This window comes from Burkholderia sp. Bmkn7, from assembly GCF_041103175.1.
GTDB lineage: Bacteria > Pseudomonadota > Gammaproteobacteria > Burkholderiales > Burkholderiaceae > Burkholderia > Burkholderia cepacia.
In genome coordinates this window covers 395,348-410,047 of record NZ_JBGCUH010000003.1, presented here as the reverse complement: position 1 = coordinate 410,047, position 14,700 = coordinate 395,348, and the positions used below count along the sequence as shown (strand labels likewise).

Annotated in this window: 15 protein-coding genes; 1 reads left to right on the top strand and 14 read right to left on the bottom strand. The window is 67.6% G+C overall.

The genetic code is table 11. The features are described 5' to 3' along the window. Nucleotides 1-156: 156 nt before the first annotated feature. The 13 genes from cheZ to flhD form a co-directional block, all read right to left on the bottom strand. A complete protein-coding gene (gene cheZ, locus AB3K92_RS23270; RefSeq protein ID WP_021162684.1) occupies nt 157-888 on the bottom strand; it encodes a protein phosphatase CheZ in 732 nt (243 codons plus the stop codon). Between the two features lies 1 nt (nt 889). Beyond that, nucleotides 890-1,285: a chemotaxis response regulator CheY gene (gene cheY, locus AB3K92_RS23265; RefSeq protein WP_006485893.1), complete on the bottom strand. Its 396-nt coding sequence runs from the start codon at nt 1,283-1,285 to the stop codon at nt 890-892. Nucleotides 1,286-1,352: 67 nt separating this feature from the next. Continuing rightward, entirely contained in the window at nt 1,353-2,444 is a 1,092-nt protein-coding gene (locus AB3K92_RS23260) for a chemotaxis response regulator protein-glutamate methylesterase (protein ID WP_027788644.1), read from the bottom strand. Continuing rightward, nucleotides 2,441-3,220 carry a chemoreceptor glutamine deamidase CheD gene (gene cheD, locus AB3K92_RS23255; protein WP_059587977.1) on the bottom strand — a complete coding sequence of 260 codons (780 nt, stop codon included), beginning with the start codon at nt 3,218-3,220 and terminating at the stop codon, nt 2,441-2,443. The genes AB3K92_RS23260 and cheD overlap by 4 nt, the downstream gene beginning before the upstream one ends. Then, nucleotides 3,217-4,209 (bottom strand): CheR family methyltransferase, encoded by a 993-nt coding sequence (locus AB3K92_RS23250; RefSeq protein ID WP_369465893.1) that lies wholly within the window; start codon nt 4,207-4,209, stop codon nt 3,217-3,219. The genes cheD and AB3K92_RS23250 overlap by 4 nt, the downstream gene beginning before the upstream one ends. Before the next feature lie 3 nt (nt 4,210-4,212). Beyond that, nucleotides 4,213-6,180, bottom strand: a complete 1,968-nt coding sequence (locus AB3K92_RS23245; protein WP_059490246.1) for a methyl-accepting chemotaxis protein — start codon at nt 6,178-6,180, stop codon at nt 4,213-4,215. A gap of 37 nt (nt 6,181-6,217) precedes the next feature. Further along, nucleotides 6,218-6,733 carry a chemotaxis protein CheW gene (gene cheW / locus AB3K92_RS23240; protein WP_021164320.1) on the bottom strand — a complete coding sequence of 172 codons (516 nt, stop codon included), beginning with the start codon at nt 6,731-6,733 and terminating at the stop codon, nt 6,218-6,220. A gap of 51 nt (nt 6,734-6,784) precedes the next feature. Further along, entirely contained in the window at nt 6,785-9,058 is a 2,274-nt protein-coding gene (gene cheA / locus AB3K92_RS23235) for a chemotaxis protein CheA (RefSeq protein ID WP_369465890.1), read from the bottom strand. Between the two features lie 33 nt (nt 9,059-9,091). Then, nucleotides 9,092-9,469, bottom strand: coding sequence for a response regulator (locus tag AB3K92_RS23230; RefSeq protein WP_021164383.1), 378 nt, complete (start codon nt 9,467-9,469; stop codon nt 9,092-9,094). Nucleotides 9,470-9,493: 24 nt separating this feature from the next. Continuing rightward, on the bottom strand, nt 9,494-10,513 hold the full coding sequence (gene motB / locus AB3K92_RS23225) for a flagellar motor protein MotB (RefSeq protein ID WP_048025309.1): 1,020 nt from the start codon (nt 10,511-10,513) through the stop codon (nt 9,494-9,496). 13 nt (nt 10,514-10,526) lie between these two features. Further along, on the bottom strand, nt 10,527-11,387 hold the full coding sequence (gene motA / locus AB3K92_RS23220; protein ID WP_011350592.1) for a flagellar motor stator protein MotA: 861 nt from the start codon (nt 11,385-11,387) through the stop codon (nt 10,527-10,529). A gap of 179 nt (nt 11,388-11,566) precedes the next feature. After that, nucleotides 11,567-12,121, bottom strand: coding sequence for a flagellar transcriptional regulator FlhC (gene flhC, locus AB3K92_RS23215; protein ID WP_011350591.1), 555 nt, complete (start codon nt 12,119-12,121; stop codon nt 11,567-11,569). Nucleotides 12,122-12,217: 96 nt separating this feature from the next. Continuing rightward, nucleotides 12,218-12,538, bottom strand: coding sequence for a flagellar transcriptional regulator FlhD (gene flhD, locus AB3K92_RS23210; RefSeq protein ID WP_027788649.1), 321 nt, complete (start codon nt 12,536-12,538; stop codon nt 12,218-12,220). A gap of 662 nt (nt 12,539-13,200) precedes the next feature. Here flhD and AB3K92_RS23205 point away from each other — a divergent pair. Continuing rightward, nucleotides 13,201-14,265 (top strand): glycosyltransferase family 4 protein, encoded by a 1,065-nt coding sequence (locus AB3K92_RS23205; RefSeq protein WP_021162850.1) that lies wholly within the window; start codon nt 13,201-13,203, stop codon nt 14,263-14,265. 106 nt (nt 14,266-14,371) lie between these two features. On the opposite strand, the gene AB3K92_RS23200 is transcribed toward AB3K92_RS23205, so the two are convergent. Further along, complete coding sequence (locus AB3K92_RS23200) at nt 14,372-14,668, bottom strand: H-NS histone family protein (protein ID WP_021162849.1); 297 nt, start codon at nt 14,666-14,668, stop codon at nt 14,372-14,374. Between the last annotated feature and the right edge of the window lie 32 nt (nt 14,669-14,700).

Here is a 14,700-nt window from a genome sequence, read left to right as displayed (position 1 = left end):
GCCTGCTGAGTGTGTCGAAGTGTCAATTCGACGCAGGCCGACCGGCGCGTGCGCAGGCGGCTAGCCCGGGTAAACGTGGTGGACGTTGTGGAAACGGTGCGACGCATGCATCGCGCAGCCCCGCGAAACGGAGGCGCGCCGATGCACGCGGCAGGGTCAGAAGCCCAGGCTGGCGAGCAGGTCGTCGACCTGCCCCTGGTCCTGGACCACGTCGGATTTGCCTTCCGGCGCGATCTGCGGGCCGTTCAGCAGCGACTCGGGGCTGCCGGTCGAGCTCATCTGCTCGGCGGCGAGCGCGGCCGCGGTGGCCGCGAACTGCTCGCGCCGCTCGGGCGCGATGTTCTCGACGAGCACCGTGAGGAGCTGCTGCTCGATCAGGTAGACCATGTCCATGATCTTCTTGATCACCTGCCCGGTCAGGTCCTGGAAATCCTGCGCGAGCATGATCTCGAGCAGTTGCGCGCTGGTCGCCGACGTCGATTCGGGCAGCGTGCGCAGGAACGTGCGCGTATCGTCCATCAGCTCGCGCACTTCCGCGTGCTCGATCGGCGCCGCATACCACTGCGCCCAGCGCGCGTCGAGTGCTTCGGCTTCGCTCTGGAGGCGCGCCTGCATCGGCTTGGCCACCTCGATCGCATTCAGCACGCGCTCGGCGGCCTGCTCGGTCATCGTCGCGACGTAGCGCAGCCGGTCGCGCGCATCGGGCACGGCTTCGGCCGCCCGCTCGACATGCTTGTCGAGCCCGAGCTCGCGCATCGAATCGCGCAGCGTGCGCGTGACATGGCCGATGCGCGCGAGGATGCGGTCGCTCGCGTAATCGGCACCTTCGGCCTGGCCGTCGGCGCTGAACCCGGCGCCCGTCAGCGCGGCATGGATCGGCTCGTTCACGTCAGCTCCCGGCCTTCGCCATCTTGTCGATGATCTTGTTCAGCTTCTCGTCGAGCGTCGCGGCCGTAAACGGTTTCACGACGTAGCCGCTCGCGCCGGCCTGCGCCGCCGCGATGATGTTCTCCTTCTTCGACTCGGCCGTGACCATCAGCACCGGCAGGTGCGTGAGCGTCGCGTCCGCGCGGATTTCCTTCAGCATCGCGAGGCCGTCGAGGTTCGGCATGTTCCAGTCCGAGATCACGAAGTCGTAGCCGCCGCCGCGGAGCCGCGCGAGGCCGGCGAGGCCGTCCTCGGCCTCGTCGACGTTCGAGTAGCCCAGTTCCTTGAGCAGGTTGCGGACGATCCGGCGCATCGTCGGGAAATCGTCCACCACCAGGATTTTCATGCTCTTGTCCATCGTCGTTCCTTTCCAGATTCGTTTCCGTCGGGACGCGTATCGTGGCACGCGCCCCGTGACATTCCATTCAAACGCGCTGCACGCGGTCGCCCATCGTCGCCAGGCGCGCCATCACGCGGCGGCTCATGTCGGCGAGCGGCGCGATCTCGTCCGCGCCGCCGAGCGCGATCGCCTCGCGCGGCATCCCGAACACGATGCAGCTTGCTTCGTCCTGCGCGAACGTGTGGGCGCCCGCGCGTTTCATTTCCAGCAGGCCGGCCGCGCCGTCGCGGCCCATCCCGGTCAGGATCACCCCGATCGCGTTCTTGCCCGCGTGCGTCGCCGCCGAGCGGAACAGCACGTCGACCGACGGGCGGTGCCGGTTGACCGGCGGCTCGTCCGACAGTTGCGCAATATAGTTCGCCCCGCTCCTCGCAAGCAACAGGTGCGCGTGGCCCGGCGCGATATACGCGTGGCCCGGCAGCACGCGCTCGCCGTGCTCGGCTTCCTTCACCGCGATCCGGCACAGGCCGTTCAGCCGCTGTGCGAACGATTTCGTGAAGCCCGGCGGCATGTGCTGCGCGATCAGCACGGCCGGCGCGTCCGGCGGCAGCGGCGTCAGCACTTCGCGGATCGCCTCGGTGCCGCCCGTCGATGCGCCGATGATGATCAGCTTCTCGGTACTGACGAGCGGGTTGTTGATCATCGGCGCGGCCGCGTGGCTGTCCGCCGCGCGCGCGACGGCCTGCGGCTGCGGCGCCTGGCGCACGCGCGCACGCGACGCCGCACGGATCTTGTCGGCGAGCTTTTCCGCGTAGTCGAGCATCCCGTCGCGAATCCCGACGCGCGGCTTCGTGACGAAATCGACCGCACCGAGCTCGAGCGCGCGCAGCGTGATTTCCGAGCCGCGCTCGGTCAGCGACGACACCATCACGACCGGCATCGGCCGCAGGCGCATCAGCTTCTCGAGGAAGTCGAGCCCGTCCATGCGCGGCATTTCGACGTCGAGCGTGAGCACGTCGGGGTTGTGCTGCTTGATGAGCTCGCGCGCGACGAGCGGATCGGGCGCGGTCGCGACCACCGTCATGTCGGGCTGGCTGTTGATGATCTCGGTCATCAGGCTGCGGATCAGCGCCGAATCGTCGACGCACAATACTTTGATCTTCTGCACTGCGGTCATGCCTCCTGCTTTCTTGATAGGTTCGCCGCATACGGGCTGCCGGCTTGCGGGTTCGCTGCCCGTAAGCCACTGGAGCCGCTGGAGCCGCCGGCACCGCCCGGCGCCGCGCCGCGTGCGCCGAACAGCTCGATACGCGGGCGCGCCGGCTGCGGCGCGGCCGGCCGTTTCGCCGCAAACAGCTCGACGTGAGGGCGCGGCCGCGCGGCGCGCAGGCGGTCGGCCTCGCGCGCGAGCGCGGCTTCGCGCTCGGTCACGCCCGGCACCTGCAGCCGCAGCTTCTTCACCATCGCGCGGCCCGTGCGCGGCATGAATGCGACCTTGCGCGGATGGACGTCCTGCAAGTCCTCCGCGGTGATGCGGATGCGTTCGAGCGCCAGGTAGCGGCGCACGAAATCGGCGTTGCGATCGCCGATGTTGATCGTCGTCATGCCGGCCAGCACGGCCGCGCCGCCGAACACCTTCGCCTCGAAGCGCTCGCGGCGCCCGCCGGCCTTGATCAGCTCGTTGATCAGCACTTCCATCGCGTACGCGCCGTAGCGCATCGAGTCGGACGCGGCCGCGCCCGCATCGGCGCCGTCGTCGGGCAGCATGAAGTGGTTCATCCCGCCGATGCCCGCGTACGGATCGTGAATGCACGCGGCGACGCACGAGCCGAGCACGGTCATCAGCACCATGTCCTCGGACGTCGTGTAGAACTCGTTCGGCAGCAGCTTCACGCCTGGCAGGCCGAAGTGGTTGTCGAAGTAGCGATTGGTCGCGATCGGCAGTGCGCTCATCCGCGCTCTCCAAAGGCGGGCACGGCGCCCGCGGCCCGCGCACGCACCGGCGACGCCGTCGCGGGCGCCGCGGGCGCCTGCGCGCCGCGCGGCCGCGCGCCCTGCGCGGCGTCGCGGGTCAGTTCGTACACCGTCTGCCCGCGCAACCGGAACGCCTGCGTGACGTACGTGAAGTTTTCCGAATGGCCGGCGAACAGCAGCCCGCCCGGCTTCACGAGCGGCTCGAAGCGCGACAGCACCTGCCCCTGCGTCGGCTTGTCGAAATAGATCATCACGTTGCGGCAGAAGATCGCGTCGAACGGCTTCGCGATCCCGTAGTCCGCATCGGTCAGGTTCAGCTGCTCGAAGCGGATCATCGCGCGCAGCTCGGGGCGCACCTTCACGCGGCCGGCCTGCGCGCCCGTGCCCTTCAGGAAGAAGCGCTTCAGCCGCTCCGGCGCCAGGTGCTTGACCTGGTCATACGTGTAGATGCCGGCCTCCGCCTTCGCGAGCACCTGCGTGTCGAGGTCGGTCGCGAGGATCGACGCGCCGCGCGCGGCCGATTCGCCGAGCGCCTCGATCAGCGTGATCGCGATCGAATAAGGCTCCTCGCCGGTCGACGCCGCCGAACACCAGACCGATACGGGCGCCGGGCGCCCTTTCACGAAATCCGCCAGGATCGGGAAATGGTGCGACTCGCGGAAGAACGCGGTCAGGTTCGTCGTCAGCGCATTGGTGAACGCTTCCCACTCGAGCGGATCGTCTTCCTGCTCGAGCAGGTCGAGGTAGTCGCGGAACGTGTCGAGGCCGCGTGCCCGCAAGCGGCGCGCGAGACGGCTGTACGCCATGTCGCGCTTGTGCTCGGACAGCGAGATCCCCGCGCGTTGATGGATCAGCGCGCGGATGCGTGCGAAATCCGCGCCCGTGAACGCGAAGTCGCGCCCCGGCTCGCCCGCGCGAGGCGAGGCATCCGGTGCATCGGGTCGAAACGGCGCGCGCGCGTGCGACATGATTTAGAAGGTCTCCCAATCGTCATCGGACGTGCCGGACGTGGCCGGCGCCGGCTTCTCGCCGTTCAGCGCCGGGCGCACGAGCGCGGGCTTCGCGGCCGGCTTGCCGGCCGGCGCAGCGGTTTTCGCGAGACGCGGCCCGTAGCCGCCCGCGGCGGCGCCACGGGAAGCCGGCGCGTCCTTCGGCGCATGCGCACCGGCATCGGCCGCGCGCTTCGGTTCGTGACCGGCGCCCGACGCGGCCGCGGCACGCGGCGCCGGCGCGGCACGCCGTGCGGGTTGAGCGGCGGCCGGCGGGGCCGGCAGCGCGGCGACCGGCGCCGCGTCGAAACGCGGCTCCGACGTCAGCGCCGGCGCAGGCGCCGGTTCATGCGCGACCGGCCGCGCGACACCGCGCGACGGCGCGAGCACGATGCCGCCCGCGACGCGCCAGCCTGCGACGACCGTCTTCATCTGGCGCGTCTGCTCCTCGAGCGACGCGGCCGCGGCGGCCGCCTGCTCGACGAGCGCCGCGTTCTGCTGCGTGACCGAATCCATCTGGCCGACGGCACGGTTGACCTGCTCGATGCCGGTCGACTGCTCCTCGGACGCGGCGCTGATCTCGCCCATGATGTCGGTCACGCGGCGCACGGCCTGCACGATCTCGTCCATCGTCGAACCGGCGCGCGACACGAGCGCCGACCCGCTTTCGACCTTCTCCGCCGAATCGCCGATCAACTGCTTGATTTCCTTCGCGGCGCTCGCGCTGCGCTGCGCGAGCGAGCGCACCTCGCCCGCGACCACCGCGAAGCCGCGGCCCTGTTCGCCCGCGCGCGCGGCTTCGACCGCCGCGTTCAGCGCGAGGATGTTGGTCTGGAACGCGATGCCTTCGATCGTGCCGATGATGTCGACGACCTTGCCCGAGCTCGCCGCGATGTCCTGCATCGTGGACACGACCTGGCCGACCACGTCGCCGCCCTGCGTCGCGATGTCGGACGCGTTCACCGCGAGCTGGCTCGCCTGCCGCGCGTTCTCCGCGTTCTGGCGCACGGTGCCCGTGAGCTGCTCCATGCTCGACGCGGTTTCCTGCAGCGACGCGGCCTGCTCCTCGGTACGCTGCGAGAGATCGGTGTTGCCGGTCGAGATCTCGCGCGCGCCGACGTCGATCGATTCGGTGCCGCGATGCACGGCCTGCACCATCGCCGTGACGGCGTCCTGCATCCGCTTGATGCCGCCGAACAGGCGGCCGATCTCGTTGGTGCTGAATACGTTCACCGGCTGCGTGAGGTCGCCGCCGGCGATGCGCTCGAAGTGCGCGATCGCGTCCTCGAGCGGCTGCACGATCAGTCCGCGCAGCGCGAAGCGGATCGCGATCACGACGACGAACGCGATCGCGATGCCGGCCGCGATCAGCCCGATCATCAGCGAGATCTGCGACTGCGTCGCGGCCTGGCGTTCTTCCGCGCGCTTCTGCAGCGACGCGATCACGGCCGCCGCGGTCTGGTCGAACGCGACGAACATCGGGCTGATCTTCGCGTCGGCAATCGCGTGGTACGCCGCCATGTCGCCCGCGCGCGCCGCCGCGAATTCCGGCTCGACGCCTTCCTTCACGATCGTCGTGTAGCGTGCGGTGAGCTCGTCGAGGAGCGCCTGCTCGACGCCGAGCTTCGGCAACGACTGGAACGCCTGCCAGTTCTGGTTCGACTTCGCGAACAGCTCCTGCGCGCGGTCGAGCACCTTCGGCGCGTCGGCCGTGTTGCCGGCTTCGGTCAGCGTGCGGAAGCGGTCGAGCGCGACGCGCGAGCGCAGCAGGTGCGCGGCCGTGTCGTCGAGCGTGTGGATCGCCGGCAGGTCGACGTGCGCGATCTCGTCGAGCGAGCGGCTCGCGTGATTCAGCGCGTACAGGCCGAGCCCGCCGACGGCTGCGGCCAGCGCCACCAGGATGAGTCCGACCGCCGTGAGCGTCGTGCGGATCGACCAGTTATGCAACATTGCAGATTCTCCCGAAATTCCTGCGCGCGCGGCGCGCTTACCCGCCGAGCGTCTCGATCAGCGCCATTTCACGGCTCGACATCAGCTTCTCGATGTCCATCAGGATCAGCATCCGGCCGTCGACCGTGCCGAGGCCCGTCAGGTACTCGGTCGTCAGCGTCGCGCCGAATTCCGGCGCCGGCATGATCTGGTCGGTCTGCAGCGTCAGCACGTCCGACACGCCGTCGACCACCATCCCGACCACGCGATGCGCGACGTTCAGGATGATCACGACCGTCTGGTGGTCGTACTCGACGCGGCCGAGATGGAACTTGATCCGCATGTCGACGATCGGCACGATGATCCCGCGCAGGTTGATCACGCCCTTGATGAAATCCGGCGCGTTCGCGATGCGCGTGACGCTGTCGTAGCCGCGGATTTCCTGCACCTTCAGGATGTCGATCCCGTATTCCTCGTCGCCGAGCGTGAACACGAGGAATTCCTGGCCCGTCGCGTCGCCTTGTTCCGCGTCGCGGCGGCTCGTTGCCGCGTTCGCCGCGGCCGGATTGATCATTTGGACTTCAGCAGACACGTTTGCCCCCAATCGGTTGAATGGCGAGAGACATCAGAACATCGCGAGCTCGGCGCCGGCACGGGCGCCGTGCGTCGCACGGGTTTCGCGGTTCAGCGCCGCGACGTCGACGATCAGCGCGACGCTGCCGTCGCCGAGGATGGTCGCCGCCGAGATGCCGTGCACCTTGCGGTAGTTGGTTTCGAGGTTCTTCACGACCACCTGCTGCTGGCCGACCAGTTCGTCGATCAGCATCGCGAAGCGGCGCCCCTCGGTTTCCATGATCGTGACGATCCCCTGCGTCGGGTCGGTGCGCGCGTCATCGACCGAGAACACCTCGTGCAGCGCGACGAGCGGCAGGTATTCGCCGCGCACGCGCACCACGCGCTCGCCGTTGCCGACCGTGTAGATGTCGTCGTTCGACGGCTGCAGCGACTCCATCACGAAGTTCAGCGGCAGGATGAAGATCTCGTTGCCGACCTTCACCGACATCCCGTCGAGGATCGCGAGCGTGAGCGGCAGCACGATCCGCGTGGTCGTGCCGCGGCCGGCCTGCGACGTGATCTCGACGTGACCGCCCATCGACTGGATGTTGCGCTTCACGACGTCCATCCCGACGCCGCGGCCCGACACGTCGGTCACCGTCTCGGCGGTCGAGAAGCCCGGCGCGAAGATCAGTTGCCAGACTTCGTCGTCGCTGATGTTGTCGGACACCTGCATGCCCTGTTTCGCGGCCTTCGCGAGAATGCGTTCGCGGTTCAGGCCCGCGCCGTCGTCGCTCACCTCGATCACGATGTTGCCGCCGTGATGCGCGGCCGACAGCACGAGCTGGCCGACCGCATCCTTGCCGGCGGCGACGCGCTTGTCGACCGTCTCGATCCCGTGGTCGAGGCTGTTGCGCACGAGGTGGGTGAGCGGATCGATGATCCGTTCGATCAGGCTCTTGTCGAGCTCGGTCGCCTGGCCGAACGTGACGAGCTCGACCTGCTTGCCGAGCTTGCCGGCGAGGTCGCGCACGAGCCGCGGGAAGCGGCTGAACACGTAGTCCATCGGCATCATCCGGATCGACATCACCGCTTCCTGCAGGTCGCGCGCGTTGCGCTCGAGCTGCGCCATCCCGTTGAACAGGCGGTCGTGCAGCGCCGGATCGAACGCGCTCGCGGTTTCCGCGAGCATCGCCTGCGTGATCACGAGTTCGCCGACGAGGTTGATCAGCTGGTCGACCTTCTCGACGCCGACGCGGATCGAGCTGCCTTCGGCGCCCGATGCGGCCGCGGCGGCCGGGCGCGCGCGCTTGTCGTCGTGATGCGCGGCGGCCTGCGGCGCATGGTCGGCGTGCGCTGGCTGGGCCGGCTGCGGCGCGGGCGCGGCGGCGGCCGGCGCGGCGGGCGCGGGCGGCGCTGCCGATGCCGGTGCGGCCGGTTGCGCGGCGGCCTGCGGCGCGAAGACCTCGGCGCGCACCGGCTGCGCGGCGGCGGCCGGTTCTGCAGCGGCGGCCGGTTCCACCGCGGATGCCGCGGCGTCATGAGCGGCGGCCGGTGCGGCCGGCGCCGTGCCGCGCGCGACACGGATCTGGCTTTCGTCGATCACGAAGCAGCACACGGCGACGATGTCGTCGGACGGCACGTCCGATTCGACCCACAGCGTCAGGTCGGCGCCCGCTTGCTCGCGGCCCACGATCCGGCCGAGGTTGCCGAGCTCTTCGGTCAGCAGCTCCTGGTCCTTCGCGTCGACGCCCACGAGCGTGATCTTCAGGTGCGGGCCGCCTTCGTCCGCGCCGGCATCGGCTGCCGGATGCGCAGCCGCGACAGCCTGCTCGACCACGTGGTCGGGCGCACGAGCGTCGCCGGCGGCCGTGTCCACGGCCGGAGCAGCCGGAGCGGCCGGTTCAGCGGCAGCGGCGACCGGCGCGGCAGCGGCAGCCGGCGCATCCGCCCCGCTCTCGGCCTTCAGTCGCTCGAGCTTCGCGCAGATCGTCGCGGCGGCGGCCGCGTCCGGTTCCGCGCTCGCGCGGTAGTCGACGAGCTGGTCGGACAGCACGTCCTTGGTCTCGAGGAACGCGTCGACCATTTCCTTGGTCAGCGTCAGCTCATGGTTGCGTGCGCGGTCGAGCAGCGATTCGAGGATGTGCGTCGTATCGGTCAGCGCGGAAAAGCCGAACGTCGCGGCGCCGCCCTTGATCGAATGCGCGGCGCGGAAGATCGCGGCCAGATCCTCGGGGTCGGGCGAACCGACGTCGAGGTTCAGCAGCAACTGCTCCATCTGCGCGAGCAGCTCGTCCGCTTCGTCGAAAAATGTCTGGTAGAACTGAGTGATGTCGAGAGTCATGCCCGGTCCCGGGTTGAATGCGTCGCGTGAATGTCAGGAGGCGGCCGGTTCGGACAGCGTCGCGACCAGGTCGACCAGCACGGCGGGGTCGATCGGCTTCTCGATCCAGCCGGTCGCGCCCGCGTCGCGCGCGGCGTCCTTGAATGCGTCGCTGCCTTCGGTCGTCAGCACGAGGATCGGTGTTTCCGTATAGGCGGTCAGCTTGCGCAGCGCGGCGATCACTTCGAGCCCGCTCTTGCGCGGCATGTTCTGGTCGGTCAGCACCAGGTCGTACGGCACGGTGGCCGCCAGGTCGAAGCCGGCCTCGCCGTCCGGCGCCACCGTCACGTCGTAGCCGGCCTGCGCCAGCGTTGCCTGGAGCAGCGCACGCATGGTCGCGGAGTCGTCGATGGCGAGAATGGTTCGGATCATGTCTGTCTCGGAATCTTTTAAGCGTCAGGGTTTCGGCACGGCGACGGCGGACGCCGCGAGCGCCGGCCGCGCGGCCGGCGCCGGGCCGGCCAGCTGCTGCGCGAGCTGCTGCGAGCCGGCCGCATCGGCCGACAGCGTCGTGGTCGTCGCATCGTCGCGCATCAGCGCCTCTTCGGATTTGCGGTTCAGCACGATCACGCTGATCCGGCGGTTTTCCGGGTCGAGCGGGTCGGCCTTGTTCAGGTTCTGCGTCGACGCAAGGCCGAGCACCCGCAGCACCTTCGCCTCGTCCATGCCGCCGGAGATCAGCTCGCGGCGCGACGCATTCGCGCGGTCGGCCGACAGTTCCCAGTTGCTGTAGCCGCCCTCGCCGCCCGCGTACGGCACGGCGTCGGTATGGCCCTGGACGATGATCCGGTTCGGCACGTCGTTCAGCGTCTTGCCGATCTCGCGCAGGATGTCGCGCATGTACGGCTCGACGTGGTCGCTCGACATCGCGAACATCGGCCGCTTCTGCGAATCGACGATCTCGATGCGCAGCCCCATCAGCGTGGAATCGATGCGGATCTGCTGCTTGAACTGCCGCAGCGTCGGGTTGGCCTCGATCGCGGCCATCAGCTTGATCTGCAGGTCGTGCAGGCGCGCCTGCTCGAGCCGGTCCTGCGCACCCTGCGCCTGCGACCGGGAATTCTCGTCGCCCGCTTTCGCGAGACGCTCGGCGAGCTGCGTCATGCCGTCGGTGCGGCGCAGCGTGCCGGCGTCGACGCTCGACAGGTCGCGGCCGCCGCCGTTGATGATGCTGGAATCCTGCGAGCTGCGGTCGCCGCTGCCGAACAGCGCGGCCTTCAGCGGCGTGTTGAAGTATTCGGCGATCCCCTTCAGCTGCACCGGCGTGACCGAGCTCAGCAGCCACATCAGCAGGAAGAACGCCATCATCGCGGTCATGAAGTCCGCGTACGCGAGTTTCCATGCGCCGCCGTGGTGGCCCTTCTTCGCCGGGGCCACCCGCTTGACGACGATTGCGCGATCCTTGCTCTTGCTCATCGGAGGCTCCGCGTCACTTCGCCTTCACGCGGCGCACGTGCTCTTCGAGCTCGGAAAACGACGGGCGCTCGGTCGAGAACAGCACCTTGCGGCCGAACTCGACCGCGATCGCCGGCGCATAACCGTTCAGCGTCGCGAGGATCGTCACCTTGATGCACTGGAACATCTTGGTCGACTCGGCGACGCGCTGCTCCGCGAGGCTCGCGAGCGGCCCGATCAGCCCGTACGACAGCAGGATCCCGAGGAACGTGCCGACCAGCGCCTGCGCGATCATCGCGCCGAGCACCGCGGGCGGCTTGTCGGCGGACGCCATCGTGTGCACGACGCCCATCACGGCCGCGACGATGCCGAATGCCGGCATTGCGTCGCCGACGCGCATCAATGCATGCGCGGGGCCTTCGCCTTCCGCGTGGTGCGTCTCGATCTCCTCGTCCATCAGGCTCTCGATCTCGAACGCGTTCATGTTGCCGCCCACCATCAGGCGCAGGTAGTCGGTCAGGAATTCGACGATGTGGTGATCGGCGAGGATCTTCGGGTATTGCGTGAAGATCGGGCTCTTTTCCGGATCGTCGATGTCGGCCTCGAGCGTGAGCGTGCCTTCCTTGCGTGCCTTCGCGAGCAGCACGTAGAGAAGCGCCATCAGCTCCATGTAGACATCCTTCGTGTATTTCGAGCCCTTGAAGAGCGTCGGCAGCACGCGCAGCGTCGCCTTGATGGTCTTGCCGCCGTTGCCGAGGATGAATGCGCCGACGCCGGCACCCACGATCATCAGGATCTCGACGGGCTGGATCAACGCGCCCAGATGCCCGCCTGCCAGCGCATAACCGCCGAAGACGGACAACAGCGTCACGAGTGTTCCCACGATAATCAGCACTGCCTGTCCCTCACGAATGACCGGCGGGGAGACCGCCGTTAAACAGGTTTACGGCAGTCGGCAGGAAAACTTTCGCGGCCGCCCGGCGGCGGCCCGACGGTGTTTACCAGCAATTCGCAGACGATTAGCGGGCGATCCGCACCGCCCGGCGCGGCCCGCTCGCGCCCGCCCGGCGGCGCTCAGGCCGCGGCGGCGGCCAGTTCGGCGCGCGCGGCGGCGGCCTTGCGGGTCTTGCCCGCGCGCGACGGCGGCTGGCAAAGGCCGCAGACGAAACCTTGATGCGGATCATGCGCATGCGCGACGAAGTGGCCGCCGCAGCGCGTGCAGGGGGTCATCTGCAGCATCCCCGAATCGAAGAAACGCACGAGCGTCCACGCGCGCGTGAGGCTCAGCGCGGCTTCGTCGCCGGACAGGTTCACGTGCTCCTGGTAGAGCCGGTACGCCTTCACGATCGACTGGATCGGCTCGCAGCGGCCGTGGTCCTGCATGAACCGGTAGATGTTGTAGAACAGCGACGAGTGGATGTTCGGCTGCCACGTCATGAACCAGTCGGTCGAGAACGGCAGCATCCCCTTCGGCGGCGACACGCCCTTCAGTTCCTTGTACAGCTTGATCAGACGATCCCGCGACAGGCTCGTCTCCGCTTCCAGCAACTGCAGCCGGGCGCCCAGTTCGATCAGTTCGATGGCGAGGGTGATTTCCTTCACCTCGATCACGACGCTTTTGCTTGCCATGGTGATAACCGTCCGCTTGACGTGATTCGGATGGATGGCCAGTACGCTGCCCGCCGGCGCGACACGCCGGGACTCAACGCAAGGCGGGGTGATGGATCAGCGGACGCCTTCGACCTGCTGCCCGGCCATCAGGATGGCCGAGTGGGCGTGCGCGACGACATCGCTGCGGCCCTTGTCGGCGAGCGACGACAGCAGCGCGTGATCATCGAAGCGGAAGCGGCACAGCATCTGGTTGGACGCGGCGAGTTTCACGGTCTGTGCGAGCGTGAGGTTCCCGAGCACGTCGGCCAGTTCCTGGGAAATTCCCATGCGGAACATGCCCATCGCCTTGTCTTCCCGCAGCAGGCGTTGCGCGAGGAGGAGGTACGACAGGTTGACCTCTTTGATCTCACTGAGCATTTCGCTGGTAGCGCTCATGATTCCCCCGTTAAAGAGCTTTCTTTGGCCATTCGTGTTATGAAAACGTTTGCTCGCTCGGAGCGCTCTGGGCGCTCGGTCGGCTCGTTTATAGTCTTACAGGGCGAATTTTGGCCAAACGGCATTTATGCCGGTATCAGCGAAGTGGCGTATGCCATGCAGGATTTGTCTGTAAACCGTGTAGGAATTTTTCCGACAAGGCGAATTGAAAGCTTCAATCGCGAAAGCAAGTGCCGACGCGGGTTCGGCCGAGATGGATCCAATGGCCCCGGTTCAATGACGAAAGGCTTGCCGGCAAGGCTGCCGACAATCGGATCGGTAAAAATTATAGTGCTTTTTCACAATGACGCAACAATAGTTGCATCTGTCTCCATTCCTGATTCCGCGCCCTTTTTCTCGGGGTTTTTGCGTATTTCATCGTGTAACAAGCCTTAAGTGTTTGAAAAAACACTCGAACCCCTCAGGGCGATATCGATAATGGACTCCAATGGGCGGCGGCGCGAGCCGTGCCGGCCCGCCCCGCAGCTTGCCGTCCGGCGCCCCGCGCACCCCGCCCAGGGCACGGCCACGTACCGCCAACCGCGTGCGTCGGCGAGTTCCGCAACCTTGTACGGGATCCGCACCGGCACCACCGTGCCCCCGGATCAAACAGGAGAACACCCATGCGAATCGCCCAGATCGCGCCGCTTTACGAAGCCGTTCCGCCGAAACTCTACGGCGGCACCGAGCGTGTCGTGTCCTACCTCACCGAGGCGCTCGTCGAACTCGGCCACGACGTGACGCTGTTCGCCAGCGGCGACTCCGTCACGTCGGCGCGCCTCGAGGCGGCCTGGCCGCGCGCGCTGCGGCTCGATCCGTCGATCCGCGATTCGATGGCGCCCCATATGCGCCTCCTCGAGCAGGTCGCTCGGGTCGCGCACGAATTCGACGTGCTGCACTTCCACCTCGACTACCTGCCGTTCTCGCTGATGTCGCGCCTCGACACGCCGTACGTGACGACGCTGCACGGCCGCCTCGACCTGCCGGAACTGCAGCCGGTGTTCGACGCGTTTCCCGACGCGCCGGTCGTGTCGATCTCGAACAACCAGCGCAAGCCGCTGCCGCAGGCCGCGTGGGCCGGCACCGTGTATCACGGGCTGCCCGATACGCTGCTCACGCCGCAGCCGGGCGTGAAGCCCGAATACCTCGCGTTCCTCGGCCGGATCTGCCCGGAAAAGCGCGTCGACACCGCGATCCGGATCGCCGCGCAAAGCGGGCTGCCGCTGAAGATCGCCGCGAAGGTGGACAAGGCGGACGCCGACTATTTCAAGGAAGTGATCGAGCCGCTGCTCGGCGAGGCGCACGTCGAATTCATCGGCGAGATCAACGAGGCGCAGAAGCCCGCGTTCCTGTCCGGCGCGAAGGCGCTGCTGTTCCCGATCGACTGGCCGGAGCCGTTCGGCCTCGTGATGATCGAGGCGATGGCCTGCGGCACGCCGGTCGTCGCATTCAACCGCGGCTCGGTGCCGGAAGTGATCGAGGACGGCGTCACGGGCTTCATCGTCGAGGACGTACAGGGCGCGGTCGGCGCACTGCACCGGATCGACAGCCTGTCGCGCACCGCAATCCGCGAACGTTTCGATACGCGCTTCAGCTCGAAGGCAATGGCGCAGCGTTATGTCGAAACTTACGAATCGCTTTGCACGGGAGCGCGCCAGCCGGTATTGCGCCGCGTCGCCGGCGCCTGATACGGAAATCCGCGAAGAAATATTTCGTAATCCAATCCGCGCCGCAATCGGCGCGCCAAACAAAAGAGCCGCATCTCGATGCGGCTCTTTTGTTTGGGGTTTTCGATCATTCGATCAGGAAACGATCGCGGTTTTTACCGACGATCCAATTCGGCGGCTTGCCGCGCCCGCTCCAGGTCGCGCCCGACTTCGGATCGCGGTATTTCGGCGGCAGCGGCGCCTTCTTCGGCGGGCGCCCGCGCTTCGCTCGCTCCGCGAAGCCCAGATCCTGGGCAGTCAGTCCATATTCGGCAATCTTTTGCTGGACTTCGGCAATCACTGCCGCCACTTCCTGGCGGCGCACATCGTCCGCCTGGGCCTGCAGATCCGCGATCTGCGCCTTGAGTTTCGCGTATTGAGACATTTTTCGACTCCCCTTTTGATGATGCGGCCCCG

What these genes read in the sequence shown, in the direction of transcription:
- AB3K92_RS23250 (WP_369465893.1), bottom strand. Translation starts at nt 4,209, where the DNA reads ATGTCGCACGCGCGCGCGCCGTTTCGACCCGATGCACCGGATGCCTCG.
- AB3K92_RS23260 (WP_027788644.1), bottom strand. Translation starts at nt 2,444, where the DNA reads ATGACCGCAGTGCAGAAGATCAAAGTATTGTGCGTCGACGATTCGGCG.
- AB3K92_RS23245 (WP_059490246.1), bottom strand. Translation starts at nt 6,180, where the DNA reads ATGTTGCATAACTGGTCGATCCGCACGACGCTCACGGCGGTCGGACTC.
- cheY (WP_006485893.1), bottom strand. Translation starts at nt 1,285, where the DNA reads ATGGACAAGAGCATGAAAATCCTGGTGGTGGACGATTTCCCGACGATG.
- AB3K92_RS23200 (WP_021162849.1), bottom strand. Translation starts at nt 14,668, where the DNA reads ATGTCTCAATACGCGAAACTCAAGGCGCAGATCGCGGATCTGCAGGCC.
- flhC (WP_011350591.1), bottom strand. Translation starts at nt 12,121, where the DNA reads ATGGCAAGCAAAAGCGTCGTGATCGAGGTGAAGGAAATCACCCTCGCC.
- cheD (WP_059587977.1), bottom strand. Translation starts at nt 3,220, where the DNA reads ATGAGCGCACTGCCGATCGCGACCAATCGCTACTTCGACAACCACTTC.
- motB (WP_048025309.1), bottom strand. Translation starts at nt 10,513, where the DNA reads ATGAGCAAGAGCAAGGATCGCGCAATCGTCGTCAAGCGGGTGGCCCCG.
- flhD (WP_027788649.1), bottom strand. Translation starts at nt 12,538, where the DNA reads ATGAGCGCTACCAGCGAAATGCTCAGTGAGATCAAAGAGGTCAACCTG.
- cheW (WP_021164320.1), bottom strand. Translation starts at nt 6,733, where the DNA reads ATGATCAATCCGGCCGCGGCGAACGCGGCAACGAGCCGCCGCGACGCG.
- cheA (WP_369465890.1), bottom strand. Translation starts at nt 9,058, where the DNA reads ATGACTCTCGACATCACTCAGTTCTACCAGACATTTTTCGACGAAGCG.
- AB3K92_RS23205 (WP_021162850.1), top strand. Translation starts at nt 13,201, where the DNA reads ATGCGAATCGCCCAGATCGCGCCGCTTTACGAAGCCGTTCCGCCGAAA.
- AB3K92_RS23230 (WP_021164383.1), bottom strand. Translation starts at nt 9,469, where the DNA reads ATGATCCGAACCATTCTCGCCATCGACGACTCCGCGACCATGCGTGCG.